This is a genomic window from Methanobacterium subterraneum, from assembly GCF_002813695.1.
GTDB lineage: Archaea > Methanobacteriota > Methanobacteria > Methanobacteriales > Methanobacteriaceae > Methanobacterium > Methanobacterium subterraneum.
In genome coordinates, this window is sequence record NZ_CP017768.1 from 1313169 (window position 1) to 1329142 (window position 15974).

The window sequence follows — 15974 nt, forward strand, 5'->3', positions numbered from 1 at the left end:
TAAATGTGAAAAATATTTCCAGTATACATTTTTAGCAATATTATATTATATTCTTTTCCAATATAATACTATATTAATATCTATAAAGTTTATCCTATTAATATTTATAATTTAGACTTGTACAATTTAAGCTTAATGGTTAAATTATTATAAAAATAAAACATGGTTTGTCTTACATTTATTCAAATCATCTTGCATATAATCTTTAAATTGTTAGTGGAAGAATGTAAGGTATTTTATAATCTTATGATTTAATATCATAGTCTCTTGATCGATTGTTCTGATTGAATTAATATTCTCGATTTTCTAATTTTCAAGAATCAACAAATCATTTCAAAAATACCGATCTTTTATATTAAGTAAAGTATTACTAATTTTGTATCAGTTCCATTAATATTTAATGAAAAAAATATAAATTATTGAGGTGGTGAATATGGCGTCTTTTATGAGTCCTTTGAACTTTATAAAAAAAGCAAATAGAACATTTAATGTATATCTCGGTAATTATAAGAGAATAGATTCTTTTTTAAATTCATATGAAAGAAACCAAGAAAAGACAGAGGCCTTTTTAAAAGCCTTCTTAGATATATACGGAGAAAACCAAGCTAAAAACGAAGAATTCATAGAAAAATACGAAAACAACCAAGAAAAGACAGAGGCCTTTTTAAAAGCCTTCTTAGATATATACGGAGAAAACCAAGCTAAAAACGAAGAATTCATAGAAAAATACGAAAACAACCAAGAAAAATTAGAAACTTTTTTAAAAGGCTCCTTAGATATATACAGAGAAAACCAAGAAAAAATAAATGATTGTATTGATTCTTATATTTCCATAAAGGAAAATTTGGAAAAGGCTATTGACACCTTCAATCAAAATTATGATAGTTGCAAGGGATATTTCTTTAATTGTGCTGAAAATTCATATGAAATGATGAACACCGATCAATTCTTCCAAATGTGCTTTTTTAATAATATCAAACTTTTATCTCATTCTCCATCAGAAAATAGAATATACCTCGAAACTGAAGATGGGATTAAACTTGTGACAAATAATCGTTTTTACACTATTAGTGAGATTTATGCTAGGGATGGATATTCAGTACCACAATTATATCAGTTTAAAGAATTTGTTGTTTTTGATATAGGAATGAATAGGGGATATGCTGCACTGAAATTCGCTAATTATGATTCCTGCAAAGCAGTCTACGGTTTTGAAATAAATCAAGAAACGTATGATTTTGCTTTAGAGAATCTTAACCTCAACCCCAAGTTAACTCATAAAATAAAAGCATATGACTTTGGACTTTCCGATAAAAATGGAGAAATAGACATATATTGTCTTCCAGGTTCCGATGGGATCACAACCACTGAATTAGAGTTTACTAATGTCCAATCTGAATGGTTAAAAGGTAAAGAACAAATGAAGATTGAAAAGGCGATGATTAAAGAGGCAAGCGCAATTATATTAGATATCATCAAAAAGGATAATATCAATTCAAATATCGTGTTAAAAATAGACACTGAAGGTTCAGAACATAAAATTATTGATAATTTAATAGATAACGATGTATTAGATAAAGTCGATTTAATTATGGGTGAAAACCATTTATTGGGAGAAGATTTGGACGAAAAATTAGTAGGATTTAAAAATATTAGCAAAAAGTTTTATACAGACAAAATTTACAGTTTTTGCTATGTAAAGGATAAATATTTTAAAAAATTACCAAAGGCAAATTTTTAATCAATCATCAATTATTTAAGAAAAATAATGGAAAATATTATCTATTATCTTCTAAGAGCCCAATTAATCTTATATTTTTTTTTAAACGAACGCTTAATCTATTAACTGTAATATTAACTCTATCCTTTTTTCAAACGTAAAGTTAGAAAAATCAGTTCTTTCGAACGATTCTTCTTTTTTCTCATAATTGACTAAATAATAATTAATAAGTGATTGAAGATCATCAGAATCTCCATAAGTCACCACAGTATCTTCAAAAACATCCTCCACTCCCTTAACTTTATCCGAAATAATAAAAGCCCCGCAGGCAGATGCATCGAATAGGCGATTAGAAAGGAAACCTTTATCCCTCATATCATCCCAGTGATCACAGAGTAAGATCTTACAGGATGAATAGGCTTTTCTCAGTTCCTTGTTGGGTATGTGCTCTCCTTTAATATATTTTTTATCTATCAATCCTTCCCATCCTGCACCGTACACTGCCAGGTCCTCCTCTGTGGGCAGTAAATCCTTGATGATCCTCCGGTACACTCCCCGGGAGTTCCCTACAAACAAGAGATCATGTTTGTACCTATCATCAGGGTCCGGGTAGAATAACTCTGGGTCAGTGCACTGTAACATGGCTTCCACTGGAACATCCACTTTCTGGGCTATTTCCTCGGCCCAGTACTGGGAGGCTATGAACACGTGCTGGTACTGATTGTACTCCTCAATCAACACCCCATCAGGGTGGGATATGTTCCACATTATATTGAAATGCTGTGGTTTAGGCTGGTAACGGCTTAAACCCCTTAAAACCAGAACAATATCACAACGGGCATCACCATCACCATCCCACTCCGGTAAAACCTGCAATACGACATCACAATCCTTCCTCTCCAGTTCCTTCTTCAATCCTAGGGCCAGATGGTAATCACCCCACTCTTCCACTTCATCCCAGTTTGGTGCTGGGATTTTAATGGCCATCTTCTTCTTCAGGATGTAACTTTCCAGGCAGCTTTTTATCTTCTCCGCCCGCTGGTCATAGGTATGCTGGGATAAGACAAACTCCTGTAATTCCTCTATTTTTGCTTTCCTCCCCTCATCATGGGAGAGATAAAACTCAAGGAGTTCTTTAAGTTCATCCTTTGATTTATAAACTGGGAGGATTCCTTTAAAGGTTTCCTCTGCACCCAGGTCTCCGTTGGTAACCACCAGAACACCGCTGGCAATGGCATCAAAAACCCGGCTATTCACAGATCCGTATTCCTTGGTCACCCGGTTGGCATCATCCACCACAATCCTGGTGGATCTATAAACCCGTGGTATGTCATGATAGTTAACAAAACCTCCATAATAATCCTTTAATTTCTCGAATTCATCCCAGTTTTTACCGAAAAGTTTAAAGGTATATGGTAGGCTCTCCGGGTCCAGCATGTCCACGATTTCCCTGGGATCTTTCCAGTAACTGCCAGTGAAACAGTAATCACATTCCCATTCCTTATTTCCTGCAATTAAAGGGTTGAAGGTCTCTGGATCAGTGGCCAGAGGCAGTAGATCGGTTTTCATCCCAGTTTTTTCTTCTATGTAACGGCAGGCAGTTTCACTGGTGGCCATCACCAGGTCGAAATCCATAAAATCAGGGTGTGATATCCACCGGCTGAGCCAGTTACGTGGCCATGCCAGTTTAATGAGTAAATTATTCTCAGAACGGATTTTACGAATGTCATAGGCGTCAAGTAGGGATACCAGTACATCAACATCCGGGGCTACTTCGTACCAGTCCTTAGATTCTGTTCTGGAAATAAAATCGATTTCCCAACCGAATTTTTTGAAACTCTTCCCTAGTGATAGAGCTGTGAAGTAATCACCGGCAGAGCTGTTTTCACCAGTCTCAGTAACTACAAAGGCCACTTTCAAAGGTTTTTCAGAGTATAACTGGTTGCAGTTTAACTTATCCATTAACAGTTCCCTGCGCAGCCATCTACCCCATCTTTCCTGGAACAATTCCCTGTTACTTAAACGCCTTTGTTTAACTTCATGGTTTTTATCAGCTTCCTGTGTCCCGAACTCGTAGTGAAATAAAAGTGCCTTAGGGCAATATATGTTCTTGTAACCTTTTTTAAGTAGTTTTAAGCAGAAATCCACATCTTCATAACCATAAACAAATCCCTCATCCAGACCATCCACCTGGAAATATTTATCCTTAGAAATAAGTAACGCTGCAGCTGTAACTGCTGCCCGTGGTTCATCCAGCTCGCCTTTAACCTGGAAAACATCACCATTACCTATGTTATATGGTTTGATGAAACCATTTTCCTCCCGGAAGGCTATTCCAGTGTGCTGAATTTTAAATGAGTTCCTTCTATTGTAACGGGACCCTGAACAGTCAGGATAGACCAGTTTGGCCCCCACAGCACCCACCTCACTTGACTGGATTGCTGAATTCATCATCTGATTTAACCAACCATAAGTTGGTTCAATATCATTATTTAAAAACAGCAAATACTCTCCATCCGCTATTTCCGCTGCCTGGTTGTTTGATCTTGAGAATGATTCATTCTTTTTGTTTTTAATAATTTTCAGGGGTAGAATTCCCGAAATATCCTCTAAAAAAGGTATTGATCCATCGCTGGAATCATTGTCAACTACTATGATCTCGAAGTGGGGGTACTGGATTTTCTGGGTGAAGTCTTCCAACAATCTTTTTAAATGTTTAAGACCATTCCTGTTGATTATTATAATGGAAACCAGGGGTGCTTCATTGTTAAATTCCATCAGTTCAAGATTAGAAAAATTTTGATCAATTATTGATTCATATAATTCTTTTTTCTGACTTTCAGTGAGTTTATAATCCTGTTTAATAAAATCCATTATCCGTGATTCTTTCAATTGTTTAACTTTAGAAACAGTTCTATGTTTTAAGGAGTTATATGAATCCCGTATATGGTTTCTAAACATTCTTAATTCTTCGAATCCTTTTAATTTTCTCACGCTGGGGGGAATTTTCACCATAAAAACCTCGTGAACTAATCACTTTTTGAGTAATATCAATACAAGTCCATTAGATGGTTAGAATATCTGAATTTAAGTTGATAGGTAAAGATAATATTCTAAATGTATATTTTTGAGTTTTATAAATTTTTAGGATTTATGATGTATAAAGTAGACCGTTAAAGTATTCCATACTATATTCTTACCAAAATTTCAGTATGAACATTAATAATTGTAGGGGTACCTCAATGAACATTAATTATGGGAATACCTATAAAGTTTTATTAACTGAATGCAAATAAACCATACGTCATAACTAATGGGAAAATTTATTTCCAAAATAATATGTATTGTAAAACAATTTGGGAAATAATCAATTCCCTTATCAAACTAATTAAATAAAATTAATAAGAGTGGTTAAACAATGTCCAAGAAATTAATTGCCCTAATCATATTAATAATCCTCGTTGCCGGCGCAGGATTGGTTATATCTCATTTTTATTCCCAGGGAAAGGAAAAATTTGAGGGAAACTACAACGTACTACTCCTATGTGTGGACACTTCAGAGCAGAGACCCGGTGTTGGGGCAGTTGATATGGCCTTTGTGGTGAATGTTAACCAGGGAAAGGTTATAAACATGACCCCAGTTTACCCAGGAGGCCTGGCACACCCCACTTTATCTCCCACTTCTGATATGCGAAGTTATGGTGTGGATAAATTCTATCTGCATGATTCCCTGTGGACTACTGATGTGGAAAAAGGATCCAAAATTGCCCAAGAAACAGTTGAATATCATACTGGCCTGAAGACTGATATGGTGATTATTGTAACCCCCGAGTCTATAGATGCCATCATAAAAGCCATTGGCCCCATCTATGTGAATGGTCAGGGATACGTTACAGGAAACTCTGTTGAATTCCTGAGGGAAGAACAAGATAGTGGTGGTATGTCCCGGGGTAGTGCAGTGCAGTCCCTGATGGAGGGTATAAAAACTGCAATTCAAGACCCAAAAAATCGTAAAGCCCTCATGGATACCGTTTCCGCCCAGTACTCCCAGGGAAACATATACGTGATTCCTTCAAATGTTTTACAGGAGTTTTTAGTCTATGAGGGCATAAACACCCTCTTCTAACCTAATTTTTATTTTAAAGAGAAGTTAAAATCTTTTCTTGTAATCTAACTCCTTGAAGGTGATTTTAAATTCAGTACCGTGACTTCTTTCCAGGGTGATTTCACCATCGATCTGATGAACTAAACTGTTTACTAATTGCAGACCAAGGGATTCTGTTTTTTTGAAATTAAAGTTTTCAGGCACCCCTATTCCATTATCAGCAATAATTAATGTATGGTCACCATTGCTAGTTTTCATTTCAACGGTGACTGAACCCTCATCCATCTCTGGAAAGGCAAATTTAAGGCTGTTGGTAACCAGTTCATTAATGATAAGACCTAATGGTATGGCAGTTTCCATGTTCATTTCAATATCTTCAACTTTGAAAATAGCCTCTATTGTACCCTTCTTAATTCCATAGGTGTAAAAAATATCTGAAACCAGTTTTTCAGTGTAGTCTTTAAAATTGATATGGCTTAGATCACGGGACATGTAGAGCTTTTCATGGATCATGGCCATGGATTTCACCCGGCTCTGGCTATCTTTGAGCACGTTTCTGGTTTCATCCTCCTGGACATATGATCGTTGCAGGTTTAGTAAACTGGAGATGATCTGCATGTTATTTTTCACACGGTGATGAATTTCCCGTAATAAAACTTCTTTTTCATCTAAAGAGTTTTCAAGAGATTTCTCCCTTAATTTAAGTTCAGTTATATCCTCCAGAATCAGGGCAATTCCAATTATTTTCCCTTCCTTTTTCATGGGACTATAATGTACCTTGGCAAATTTTTGATGGCCTTCCTTGTTAATGAAACCCCATTCAGTCTTTTTTAGAGATTTTCCCATTAAAATATCCTTAAAAGCTCCCAAAACCTCTTTAGCATCGATTTTAATAGATGGTATCATCTGGATCAAATTTCGACCCACAACTTCGTCTTTTTCAAATCCAAGCAATTCTAAAGTTTTTAGATTAGTTTCAATAACAGTTCCTTTTCTATCAAAAAGAGTTATTCCTTCAGCTGCAGTTTCAACCACATGCCGGTATTTCTCTTCACTATGTTTTAATTCTTTTTCAGCATTTTTACGATCAGTGATATCCCTACTATTAAACACTAACGATTCAAAATTGCCCTCTGCATCGTATACTGCTTTCCCAAGGGCTTCCACCCATAAATAACTGCCATCTGATTTTTTAACCTGGTATTCAATAGTTACAGGTTGTCTAGTTATTATTGCCTGTTGAATTACTCCACTAACTATTTCCTGATCATCCGGATGAACTAAGTCAGATAAACCTTTACCTAAAACGTCAGAGGGGTTAAAACCAGTGAATTGTTTTATTGATGGGCTGAAATAGGTTATGATCCCTTCAGAATTAATCTGGCCCACAACATCAGACATGTTATCAGTTATGAACCGAAGCTGTTCTTCACTTTCCTCAATTTGCTGAATAGCCAGATGTCTTTCGTTAATATCTTCATTGCTGGCCCTTTGACCTAAAAATTCACCTTCTTCATTGAATACTGGTTGACAGTTGTGACTAATCCAGATTTCTTCACCATCTTTCCTTATGATCCTGAATTCAATTTCTCCACCAACTCTCATTTCATTAAAATCATTTTCATGTTTTAAAAAGAGTTTTTTATCATCAGGATGGATTATTTTTACCAGTAGCTTCGGTTCTTCAATGAATTCTTCAGGGGTGTATCCAGATATGCGTTCACATGAAGGTGAAACGTATAATAGATCTCCATTGGGACTCACCCAGTACTCCCAATCATAAGTAAAGTCAGCCACAGTTTTAAACTTCTGTTCACTCTCCATCAGCTTTATTTCAAGGTTTTTACGATCATCAATATCAAAAGAGAGAATAAAAATACCTTCCGGTACTGGAAAGACACTGAGTTCAAACCATTGGCCAGTGCCATCGGGAAAGGTGAAATAAATTTCCAGGTGATGTGATGTGCGTTTTTTCATGGCACTTTCCAATATCTTGAACATTTCACTTTCCCCAATACCCGGATACACTTCCATCATGGACCGGCCGTCCAAATCTTCTTTTACCACCCTTGCGTGTCTGGTAGCAGCATCGTTTACATAGATGTACCTCCAATCATAATCGATGAGCTGACAGCCTTCCATCATGTTGTCCAGGGCATGGCGATATTTTTTCTCACTTTCCCTGAGTCTTTTTTCACTTTCTTTAATCTCGGTGATGTCCCTGGCCACCACCACCGAACCAGTGATTTCACCCTCTTTATCACGTATTGGTCCAAAACTGTAATTACCCCACCATTTTTCACCAGTATCCTTCCGTTCTATAATATATTCTGCACTGGATACTGTCTCACCCCTAAGGGCACGGGGTACCGCCCACATATCCAAGGGGGCTAAGGTCCCATTATCAAAATAAACATTCACGTAATCAGGATATTCAGAAAGAGTTTTGTAGCATTCTTCCTTGTTTTTGAACTTGTGATAGGTTGCAAAGGCTTCGTTGAATTCTATAAAGTTACCTTCTTTATCAGATATGAATACCGCATCATTCATGCTTTCTATTACAGCTTCAAGTTTGGCTTCACTCCCACCTAACTTTTCTTCCATCTGTTTACGTTGGGAAATATCTTCAAAGATGTTGTACACTTGATATGGTTTATATTCCCCTTCCCTGAATTTGGGAGTTGCATTTATAGTTATCCAACGGGTTTTCCTCTTTTTAGGGTTAAAAAAACCCATCACCACATTTTTAACTTTTTTTCCAGTTTTTAATGCCACCATTGCCGGGTGTTCTTCACATGGAAAATCGGATCCATCTTCATGGATACACTTCCAACGAGGATCCTTGGAATTACGGCCCTGCATTTCATTAATGGTCAGGCCCAATATCTCCTCTGCTGCAGGATTGGCAGATAGGATTTCCCCATTTTTATCCTGGTATACCACTCCCTGATCCATGGTTTCGAAAAGGTTACGATAATTCTTTTCACTTTCTTTTAACTCTTCTTGCATTTTATTTCTATAAATAGCGAGTTCAATAGAATATTTAAGTTCTATAGTATTATAGGGCTTTGTTAAATATCCATAAGGTTCGGTGAGTTTGGCTCTTTCAATGGTAGATTCTTCAGGATGAGCTGTTAAAAATATAACTGGTATGTTAAACTTTTTAATCTCAAGAGCAGCATCAATACCATCAGTTTTCCCTTTTAAAATTATATCCATCAAAATAAGATCAGGCTTTATTTCTAAGGCCTTCTTAACAGCTTCTTCGCCATTGGAAGCAACATATGGGACCTCATATCCAAAAGATTCCAGTGTACGTTTAATATCCAGGGCTTCTATGCTTTCATCCTCAACCAGGAGAATTTTGTCTGCCAATGGAATAACCCCCCCCCCCCCACTGTAATTTATATTTAATGTTTATGAATGAAACCAAATAATGCTTCCCATGATCATTTTCCCAGTTTCCAGGTTAAAAAAACTATAAAAATTTGGTATTGATTTTAACCTAGATGGTTTTCTATTTCTTCTGGATCAAAACGTAGGATAATCAGCCGGGTATTACCCCTTACGCCCTTACCTGTGAATTGGGTGTCAATTATCCTCAAGAATTCCAGTTTCTTAAGAGCCCGGTCAAATGATGCGTAGCTTGAAGATTTCCACCCTTCTTTAAGACCCTCTTCCTTAAGTAGATTGAAAAGGTTCCCTGCAGTGGGATGATCCTCCTCTGCTTTAATTATTGCCTTCAACAGGTTTTTTTCATCCCCCGACAACTTAGTTACAGTATCCTGAAGGTGATGGGAGTCAAAATCCTGCATTGCTCGCTCCAAATGTTCCTTCTGGATGTTCCGGGAGGCATCAGCCTCGGCAAAATTTCCACTGGTGCGCAAAAGATCAATTCCCACCCTCAAATCGCCAGTAGAGAGCGTGGCCTCGGTGATTTCATCCAGAAGTTCTTCGGATAATACTGATGGATAAAAACCAACCCTCACCCGGTCATTCAGTATGTCTTTTACCTCCGGGAAGGTGTAGGGATCAAAGATCACTTCCTGAGGGATGAAAACAGAGCTAACATTCTTATCCAGCATGTAACGGAATTCTATGTCGGATATTATGGCAAAAACCCCAGTTCTAACCCCCGGAAATACCTCATGAGCCCGGAGTATGTCGTAAAGTATCTGGTTGGCATTTTTACTGTAAAAAAGGTGGTTGATATCATCCAGGGCCACCACCAGGGCCTTTCCCTCGTTGGACAGTTTTTTCATTATTTCCCCGTAGATACGTGAAAATGGAACACCAGTTTCTGGAGGAATATGACCGAAGATGTGCTGGTATATCTGGGAGAAAATATTGAAACGAGTGTTGTAAAGTTGGCAGTTGACATAGGCACAGACCAGTTTCTCGGACCTGCCCTCCACCATCTCAAAAATTTTACGGATAGCAGTGGTTTTACCAGTGGCAGGAGAACCCAAAACCACACTGTTAACCGGTTTACCTCCCTTTAATGCCGGTCGAAGGCACAGGGCCAGGGCTTCCATCTGGGATTCCCTATGGAGATAGTTTTCAGGAATGTAATCCGGATTAAAAGCAGCAATATTCTTGAAAAGAGTCTCTTCACCCATTAAAATATCCTCAACACGACCGGTCATGATTTTACCCCATTTTTTTACTTTATTGCCCTTTAAATAAACTCATAATAGTTATGGTTATATTTTCTTAATTTTAGAGATGATTATTTTAAATTCAAATCTGGATTTCCTGCAGGTATTCTGGATCCACATCCTCCACACCCTTAACTTTCTCCCCGGTGGAAATATTAAAAAACTTAATATCCGAGTTACTGGCAGCCCATTTAACCAGTTTTTTGGCCCATTTCAACTTTTTCTCCTTTATCGTGTCTGCAGGACCATCCTCCTGGTCCGGTCGAGAGTAGTGGGTGACTGTTTTCCCAAAATCCATTCCTGACAAAATGATAATCCGTGCTCCCAGGGCCATGGCCAGGAAAACACAACGATCACCATCGGTGAATCCTCCAAAGTTATGGACACTGGCCAGTGGTTCGCTTTGAGTGGTTCCCAGAACATTCACCAGTTGAGGAGTGTATTTTTCTATCTGTTCCAGGTTGTTTCCATGGGCATGGACCACCAGGAGGGAACCATTCTGGTTAGCACCCATAATATCATCCATTCGCCCATCAAGGTCAGTTACTATAATATCTGGTATAATACTCTCCTCTAACAGGGCAGTGGTTGCCCCGTCAGCAGCTATGAGGGTGAATTCATCCAGATCCACCTTTTTGAGATCCGCTAGATTGGGCTTTAGAGAGGGACCAGCACCGAAAACAATGACCTTTTCCTTAATTTTAATATCCTGAGGAGTTAAAGCACCAATATCATCTATTATATTGTTTAATATTTCTGCAGATAATTCATCATCCTTTCTTTTGAAATCGAAGTCTTCCAGGATTGATTGGTACCATTGCATCCAGAGGGTCAGTTCCATATATAAGGTATATCCCATTATATAGATAATATAACTTTGGAGGATATTTTTAAATTGGAGTTGAACAAGATGGATGAAACTTTACTGATGATTCCGGGACCCACCCGTGTGGCCCCCAGGGTCCTGAAGGCCATGTCAGAAAACATTATAAATCATAGAAGCGCCCTTTTCGGTGAAATTCTCACCGAAACCAACCAGATGATGTCTGAAGTGTTCCAGACTGAAAATCAGTCTTACCTTATTACTGGCTCCGGAACTGCAGCCATGGAAGCCGCCCTGGCCAACACCATCAGTAAGGGAGACCGTGTTTTAAACATCGTCGGGGGTAAATTCGGACAGAGATTCATGCAGATCACCGAAACCCATAAAGGTATTCCAGTGCAGCTGGAAGTGGAATGGGGGCATGGTGTGAACCCTGATGATGTGCGTTACATTATGGAAGAGGAAGAAGATATTAAAGCAGTGACCATTGTGCACAACGAAACCTCCACTGGTGTAACTAACCCCATCGATGAAGTGGGTAAGATCATGCAGGACTACGATGCCCTGTACATTGTGGACACTGTATCCAGCCTGGGTGGGGATGATGTGTTCGTGGATGGATACGGAATCGATATATGTGTCACTGGCTCCCAGAAGTGTCTGGCTGCACCTCCAGGTATGGCTGCCATTACCCTCAGTGATGATGCCTGGGATGTGGTGGATAAAACTGATAATCAGACTTACTACCTTAACCTGAAAAAATACAAAAAGAGTGGAGATGCAACACCACCAGAAACACCCTACACCCCTGCAGTTTCATTAATCTACGCCATGCAGGAAGCTCTAAGAGTTATAATGGAGGAAGGTTTAGAAGAAAGAGTTTTAAGACATAAACTCGCCGCTAAAGCCACCCAGAATGGTGTTACTGCCCTGGGATTGGATTTATTCGCCCAGAATGAGGTTTCCAGTAACACAGTAACCTCAGTTAAAATGCCAGAGGGAATAACTGATAAAGAGTTAAGGGGAACCATGAGGGAACGTTACCGGATTGAACTGGCCGGAGGTCAGGACCATCTTAAGGGTAATGTGTTCCGTATCGGTCACATGGGTAATGTAACCCACCGGGAGATAATCAGCACCATCGCTGCCCTGGAAATGACCCTGCAAGGACTTGGATTGGATTTAGAGATTGGAGAAGGTGTGGCTGCTGTGGCGGACACTTATCTAACTGAATAATCGACAATCAATCCCTATTTTTTTTATTTTTATAGATTCAAATAAAATTTTTATATGAATTTTTTTTTATAAATGCAGTTTTATTTACTCTAAATTTTAATTCTAAATTTCATCCACCCCAAAAGAATCTATTTAAAAATAGAAAAGATTAGGGAGGGATAAAAAAAATGATCAAAAAATCTTATTTTTTTGATAACCTTCCTAATAACTTTTTTAGATAACATCTCGAATAACCCAGACAACCGTTTTAAGAAGGATTGGCCCACCATGCCTGCCAGAGTAAGTAACCTGGTCAGAGGTAGAAGGCCTTGTACTGTAATTTCCTTAGTTATTCCAAGGATCAGTCCACCTTACCCCGCACTGGGGAGATGAGGTAACTCTTGGGAACTTCAATTCCCTATTGAGATTAATTTAAAATTTATTACTTCTTTAAACTTCTTTAATCATAGTAGCTACCGTTTTTAGAAGTATAGGACCATCCATCCTCACCTGTTTCATTAAATAAACTGGTCTAAGGTAGAATTGGCGGAAGGCCTTTTTCTGAAGTTTTTTAAGCTCGTCCAAAGAACAATCCACAGTATCCAGTACTGGGGATAGTAATGTGTACTTGGACCAGTCCTTAACCCTAATTATGTTATTTTGGACAGCCTCCTGATAGAACTTAGTTCCAGGATAGGGTGTGGCCAGACTGAAAACAGCATAAGAAGGGTTGATTTCTCGGGCAAATTTAATGGTTCTTTCTATACTGCTCCGTGTGTCTCCAGGCATTCCTAGCACTACCGAGGCTATGGTACGGATGTCATTTTCCCGGGCAAGCTTAAAGGCACTTCTTATTTTGTCAATGGTGATCTGCTTGTTCACCCGGTCCAGTTGTTGCTGATCAGCTGATTCCACCCCTAAAAACATGGTTATGCAACCAGAATCGCTCATTTTATGGAGTAATGGTCCTGAAAGAGTGTCTACCCGGGCAGTGCACCCCCAGTACACATCCATATCCCTTTTTTTGATCTCTTCACATATTGCTTCCACCTGGCTGGGTTTCAGGGTGAAAGTATCATCCATGAAGGCTATCATCCCGGCATTATGGTCATTAACCAGGTGTTCCATTTCATCAACCACATTACCCGGTGATCTCATCCGGAGTCGGTTCCCATGCAGGGCAGCTGATGCGCAGAAAGAACACTGCATAGGACATCCCCGGCCAGATATCATGGTAGCAGTGTGTAGTTTCATGTTTAGAATCTTATAATGTTCCATGGGGAGGAGGTGTCTGGCAGGGAATGGTAGTTCTTCCAGGTCACTGATTAATGGCCGTGGAGGGGTAACTCCCCCTTCATAGGCGATTCCCTGAACATTTTTAAGATCTCCCCCTTCATCCAGAGTCTCCACCAGATCCAGGAGTGTGATTTCTCCCTCACCCATTACCACAATATCCACATAATCCTTTGCTAACATTTCCTGGTAGTTGAAGGTTGGATGGTATCCTCCTAAAACCACTGTTGCATGGGGACATGTTTTTTTGGCCAGTTCCGCAGTTTGCAGAGCTTTAGCAATGGTGGGTGTCAGGGCAGTTATTGCCACCAGATCTGGGGAGATTCTTTTGATTTCAGTTTCCAGGGTTTCCCACCTCATTTCAAGGGCGGCTGCATCAATGATCTCCACATCGATATTGTTTTCTTCCAGTACTGCCGCCATATAGGCAATGCCTAATGGTGGGGCTACTAATCCTATGAATTTGTATTTAGAATTAAAGTATGGTGGGTTAATGAAAAGCACCTTCATTTAATCACCTGAAAATGTAAAATTTTCCATAAGTTCACCGGGGAGGGGGATGTCTTCATTTTTATCAACTATTATCTCTATAAGTACTGGTTTATTAAGTTTTACTGCCTCTTGCACTGCAACCAAAACATCACCAGGAGAATCTTCCATTCTGGCCTTTATATGGTAAGCATGGGCCAGTTTCATAAAATCGGGGTTCTCCAGTTCCACCTGGAATGGTCCATTGTGGTATAACTCCTGCCATTGGCGGATAATCCCCAGGGATTGGTTGTTCAAGAGACAGATGGTAATGGGCAGATCCATCTCCGCTATGGCAGCCAGTTCCTGGACGTTCATCTGGAACCCACCATCACCCACCACTACCACCACCTGCCTGGAGGGTCTGGCCAGGCTCACACCCACCGCCGCCGGGATCCCGTATCCCATGGGCCCGAATCCGCCTGAAAAGATCAATGATGATGGTTCCCTGACTTTCATGAGCAGGTTAACCCAGGTGGTATGGCTTCCAGCATCGTTAACCACAATAGAATCACCCATACCATCCAAGATCTCCTGGATGGCTCTTTGTGGTTTTAGGGGAGTGTCATCAAATTCAGTGAATACATCATGAGTTCTTTCATGTTTTTGGAGCTCTTCTAACCATTTACCAGTGTTTTTAATGGTAATTCCTTTGACTTTTTCCAGGAATTCTTTAACATCCCCCTGGAGGTTCAAATCTCCCTTTAAAACTGTCTCGTCCAGGTTAACCTGAATTACTGTACCTTTGCCTATCCCTTTCCGGGTTCTTTCGGATAACCGGCATCCCAGAGCCAGTATAAGATCTGCTTTTTCTCCTGCGAAATTAGCAGCAGGGGTGCCACGCAGACCAATCAGACCTAAAGAAAGGGGATGATCCTCACTTATAATCCCCCTAGCTGGATAAGTGGTTGTTACCGGAATTTGATTTTTTTCTGCAAATATTTCAAGATCCTCAACTGCATGGGACCATAATACACCGGCCCCAGCCAGGATCAGTGGTTTTTCTGAATTCTCGATCGGTTCCTTCAGATGATTTAAGGGGCCCCAATCAGTTTCTCTTTTAAGTTTCGCTGTTTCTCCCAACAGGGAAGGATCAATTTCTTCCTGGAGAATATCCTTGGGAAAATTAAGATGAATTGGGCCGGTTTTACCCTTTTTGAGTGTTAAAAATGCCTCTTTAATGATGGTGATTCCCTTTTGAGGGTCATCTATGAAGTGGGTCTGGAGGGTGATGGGATGAAAAACAGAGTTAACATCCACTTCCTGGAATACATTTTCACCCTTAAACTGGGAGGGTACATCACCAGTGATAACTAGTAAAGGAACTGAGTCCTTGTATGCAGTGGCAACTCCCATTACCATGTTTAACGCCCCGGGTCCTGCAGTTGCAACACATACTCCGGGTTGTGATGATGCCCGGGCATATCCATCAGCGGCATGAACGGCTCCCTGTTCATGGCGCATCAGAACATGTTTAATGGAGGATTTTTGGAGTGCCTGGTAGAATGGAAGAATTTGTTCTCCAGGGTAACCAAATATGAATTTTGTTTCCTCTTTTTCCAGTATTTTAACCAGTGCATCTGCCAATTTAATCTTGGCCGTGTTTTGCATGATTAGATTATATGGTTAGTT

Annotated in this window: 9 protein-coding genes; 3 read left to right on the plus strand and 6 right to left on the minus strand. The window is 39.3% G+C overall.

Annotated elements, in window-relative coordinates:
* The first annotated feature begins 433 nt into the window (after positions 1–433).
* Entirely contained in the window at positions 434–1741 is a 1308-nt protein-coding gene (locus tag BK009_RS06305; protein WP_100909258.1) for an FkbM family methyltransferase, read from the plus strand.
* 93 nt (positions 1742–1834) lie between these two features.
* On the opposite strand, the gene BK009_RS06310 is transcribed toward BK009_RS06305, so the two are convergent.
* Complete coding sequence (locus BK009_RS06310) at positions 1835–4714, minus strand: glycosyltransferase family protein (protein ID WP_169923158.1); 2880 nt, start codon at positions 4712–4714, stop codon at positions 1835–1837.
* Between the two features lie 424 nt (positions 4715–5138).
* On the opposite strand from BK009_RS06310, the gene BK009_RS06315 reads away from it, so the two are divergent.
* Complete coding sequence (locus BK009_RS06315) at positions 5139–5846, plus strand: DUF4012 domain-containing protein (RefSeq protein WP_100909260.1); 708 nt, start codon at positions 5139–5141, stop codon at positions 5844–5846.
* A gap of 24 nt (positions 5847–5870) precedes the next feature.
* Here the strand turns inward: BK009_RS06315 and BK009_RS06320 are convergent, their stop codons facing one another.
* The 3 genes from BK009_RS06320 to BK009_RS06330 form a co-directional block, all read right to left on the minus strand.
* On the minus strand, positions 5871–9200 hold the full coding sequence (locus BK009_RS06320) for a PAS domain S-box protein (protein ID WP_100909261.1): 3330 nt from the start codon (positions 9198–9200) through the stop codon (positions 5871–5873).
* A gap of 125 nt (positions 9201–9325) precedes the next feature.
* Positions 9326–10471, minus strand: coding sequence for an ORC1-type DNA replication protein (locus BK009_RS06325; protein ID WP_240005798.1), 1146 nt, complete (start codon positions 10469–10471; stop codon positions 9326–9328).
* Positions 10472–10565: 94 nt separating this feature from the next.
* The gene (locus tag BK009_RS06330) at positions 10566–11324 is read right to left on the minus strand and encodes a 6-hydroxymethylpterin diphosphokinase MptE-like protein (protein WP_100909262.1); all 759 of its coding nucleotides are present in this window, start codon (positions 11322–11324) and stop codon (positions 10566–10568) included.
* 69 nt (positions 11325–11393) lie between these two features.
* Here BK009_RS06330 and BK009_RS06335 point away from each other — a divergent pair, with 69 nt between their 5' ends.
* Positions 11394–12542, plus strand: a complete 1149-nt coding sequence (locus tag BK009_RS06335) for a pyridoxal-phosphate-dependent aminotransferase family protein (RefSeq protein ID WP_100905786.1) — start codon at positions 11394–11396, stop codon at positions 12540–12542.
* Between the two features lie 429 nt (positions 12543–12971).
* Here BK009_RS06335 and BK009_RS06340 read toward each other — a convergent pair whose 3' ends face one another.
* Positions 12972–14324 (minus strand): B12-binding domain-containing radical SAM protein, encoded by a 1353-nt coding sequence (locus BK009_RS06340; RefSeq protein WP_100906954.1) that lies wholly within the window; start codon positions 14322–14324, stop codon positions 12972–12974.
* Positions 14325–15953, minus strand: coding sequence for a thiamine pyrophosphate-binding protein (locus BK009_RS06345; protein WP_100909263.1), 1629 nt, complete (start codon positions 15951–15953; stop codon positions 14325–14327).
* Between the last annotated feature and the right edge of the window lie 21 nt (positions 15954–15974).

Coding starts and splice junctions, on each gene's coding strand:
- BK009_RS06315 (WP_100909260.1), top strand. CDS start 5,139: ATGTCCAAGAAATTAATTGCCCTAATCATATTAATAATCCTCGTTGCC.
- BK009_RS06335 (WP_100905786.1), top strand. CDS start 11,394: ATGGATGAAACTTTACTGATGATTCCGGGACCCACCCGTGTGGCCCCC.
- BK009_RS06325 (WP_240005798.1), bottom strand. CDS start 10,471: ATGACCGGTCGTGTTGAGGATATTTTAATGGGTGAAGAGACTCTTTTC.
- BK009_RS06330 (WP_100909262.1), bottom strand. CDS start 11,324: ATGGAACTGACCCTCTGGATGCAATGGTACCAATCAATCCTGGAAGAC.
- BK009_RS06340 (WP_100906954.1), bottom strand. CDS start 14,324: ATGAAGGTGCTTTTCATTAACCCACCATACTTTAATTCTAAATACAAA.
- BK009_RS06345 (WP_100909263.1), bottom strand. CDS start 15,953: ATGCAAAACACGGCCAAGATTAAATTGGCAGATGCACTGGTTAAAATA.
- BK009_RS06305 (WP_100909258.1), top strand. CDS start 434: ATGGCGTCTTTTATGAGTCCTTTGAACTTTATAAAAAAAGCAAATAGA.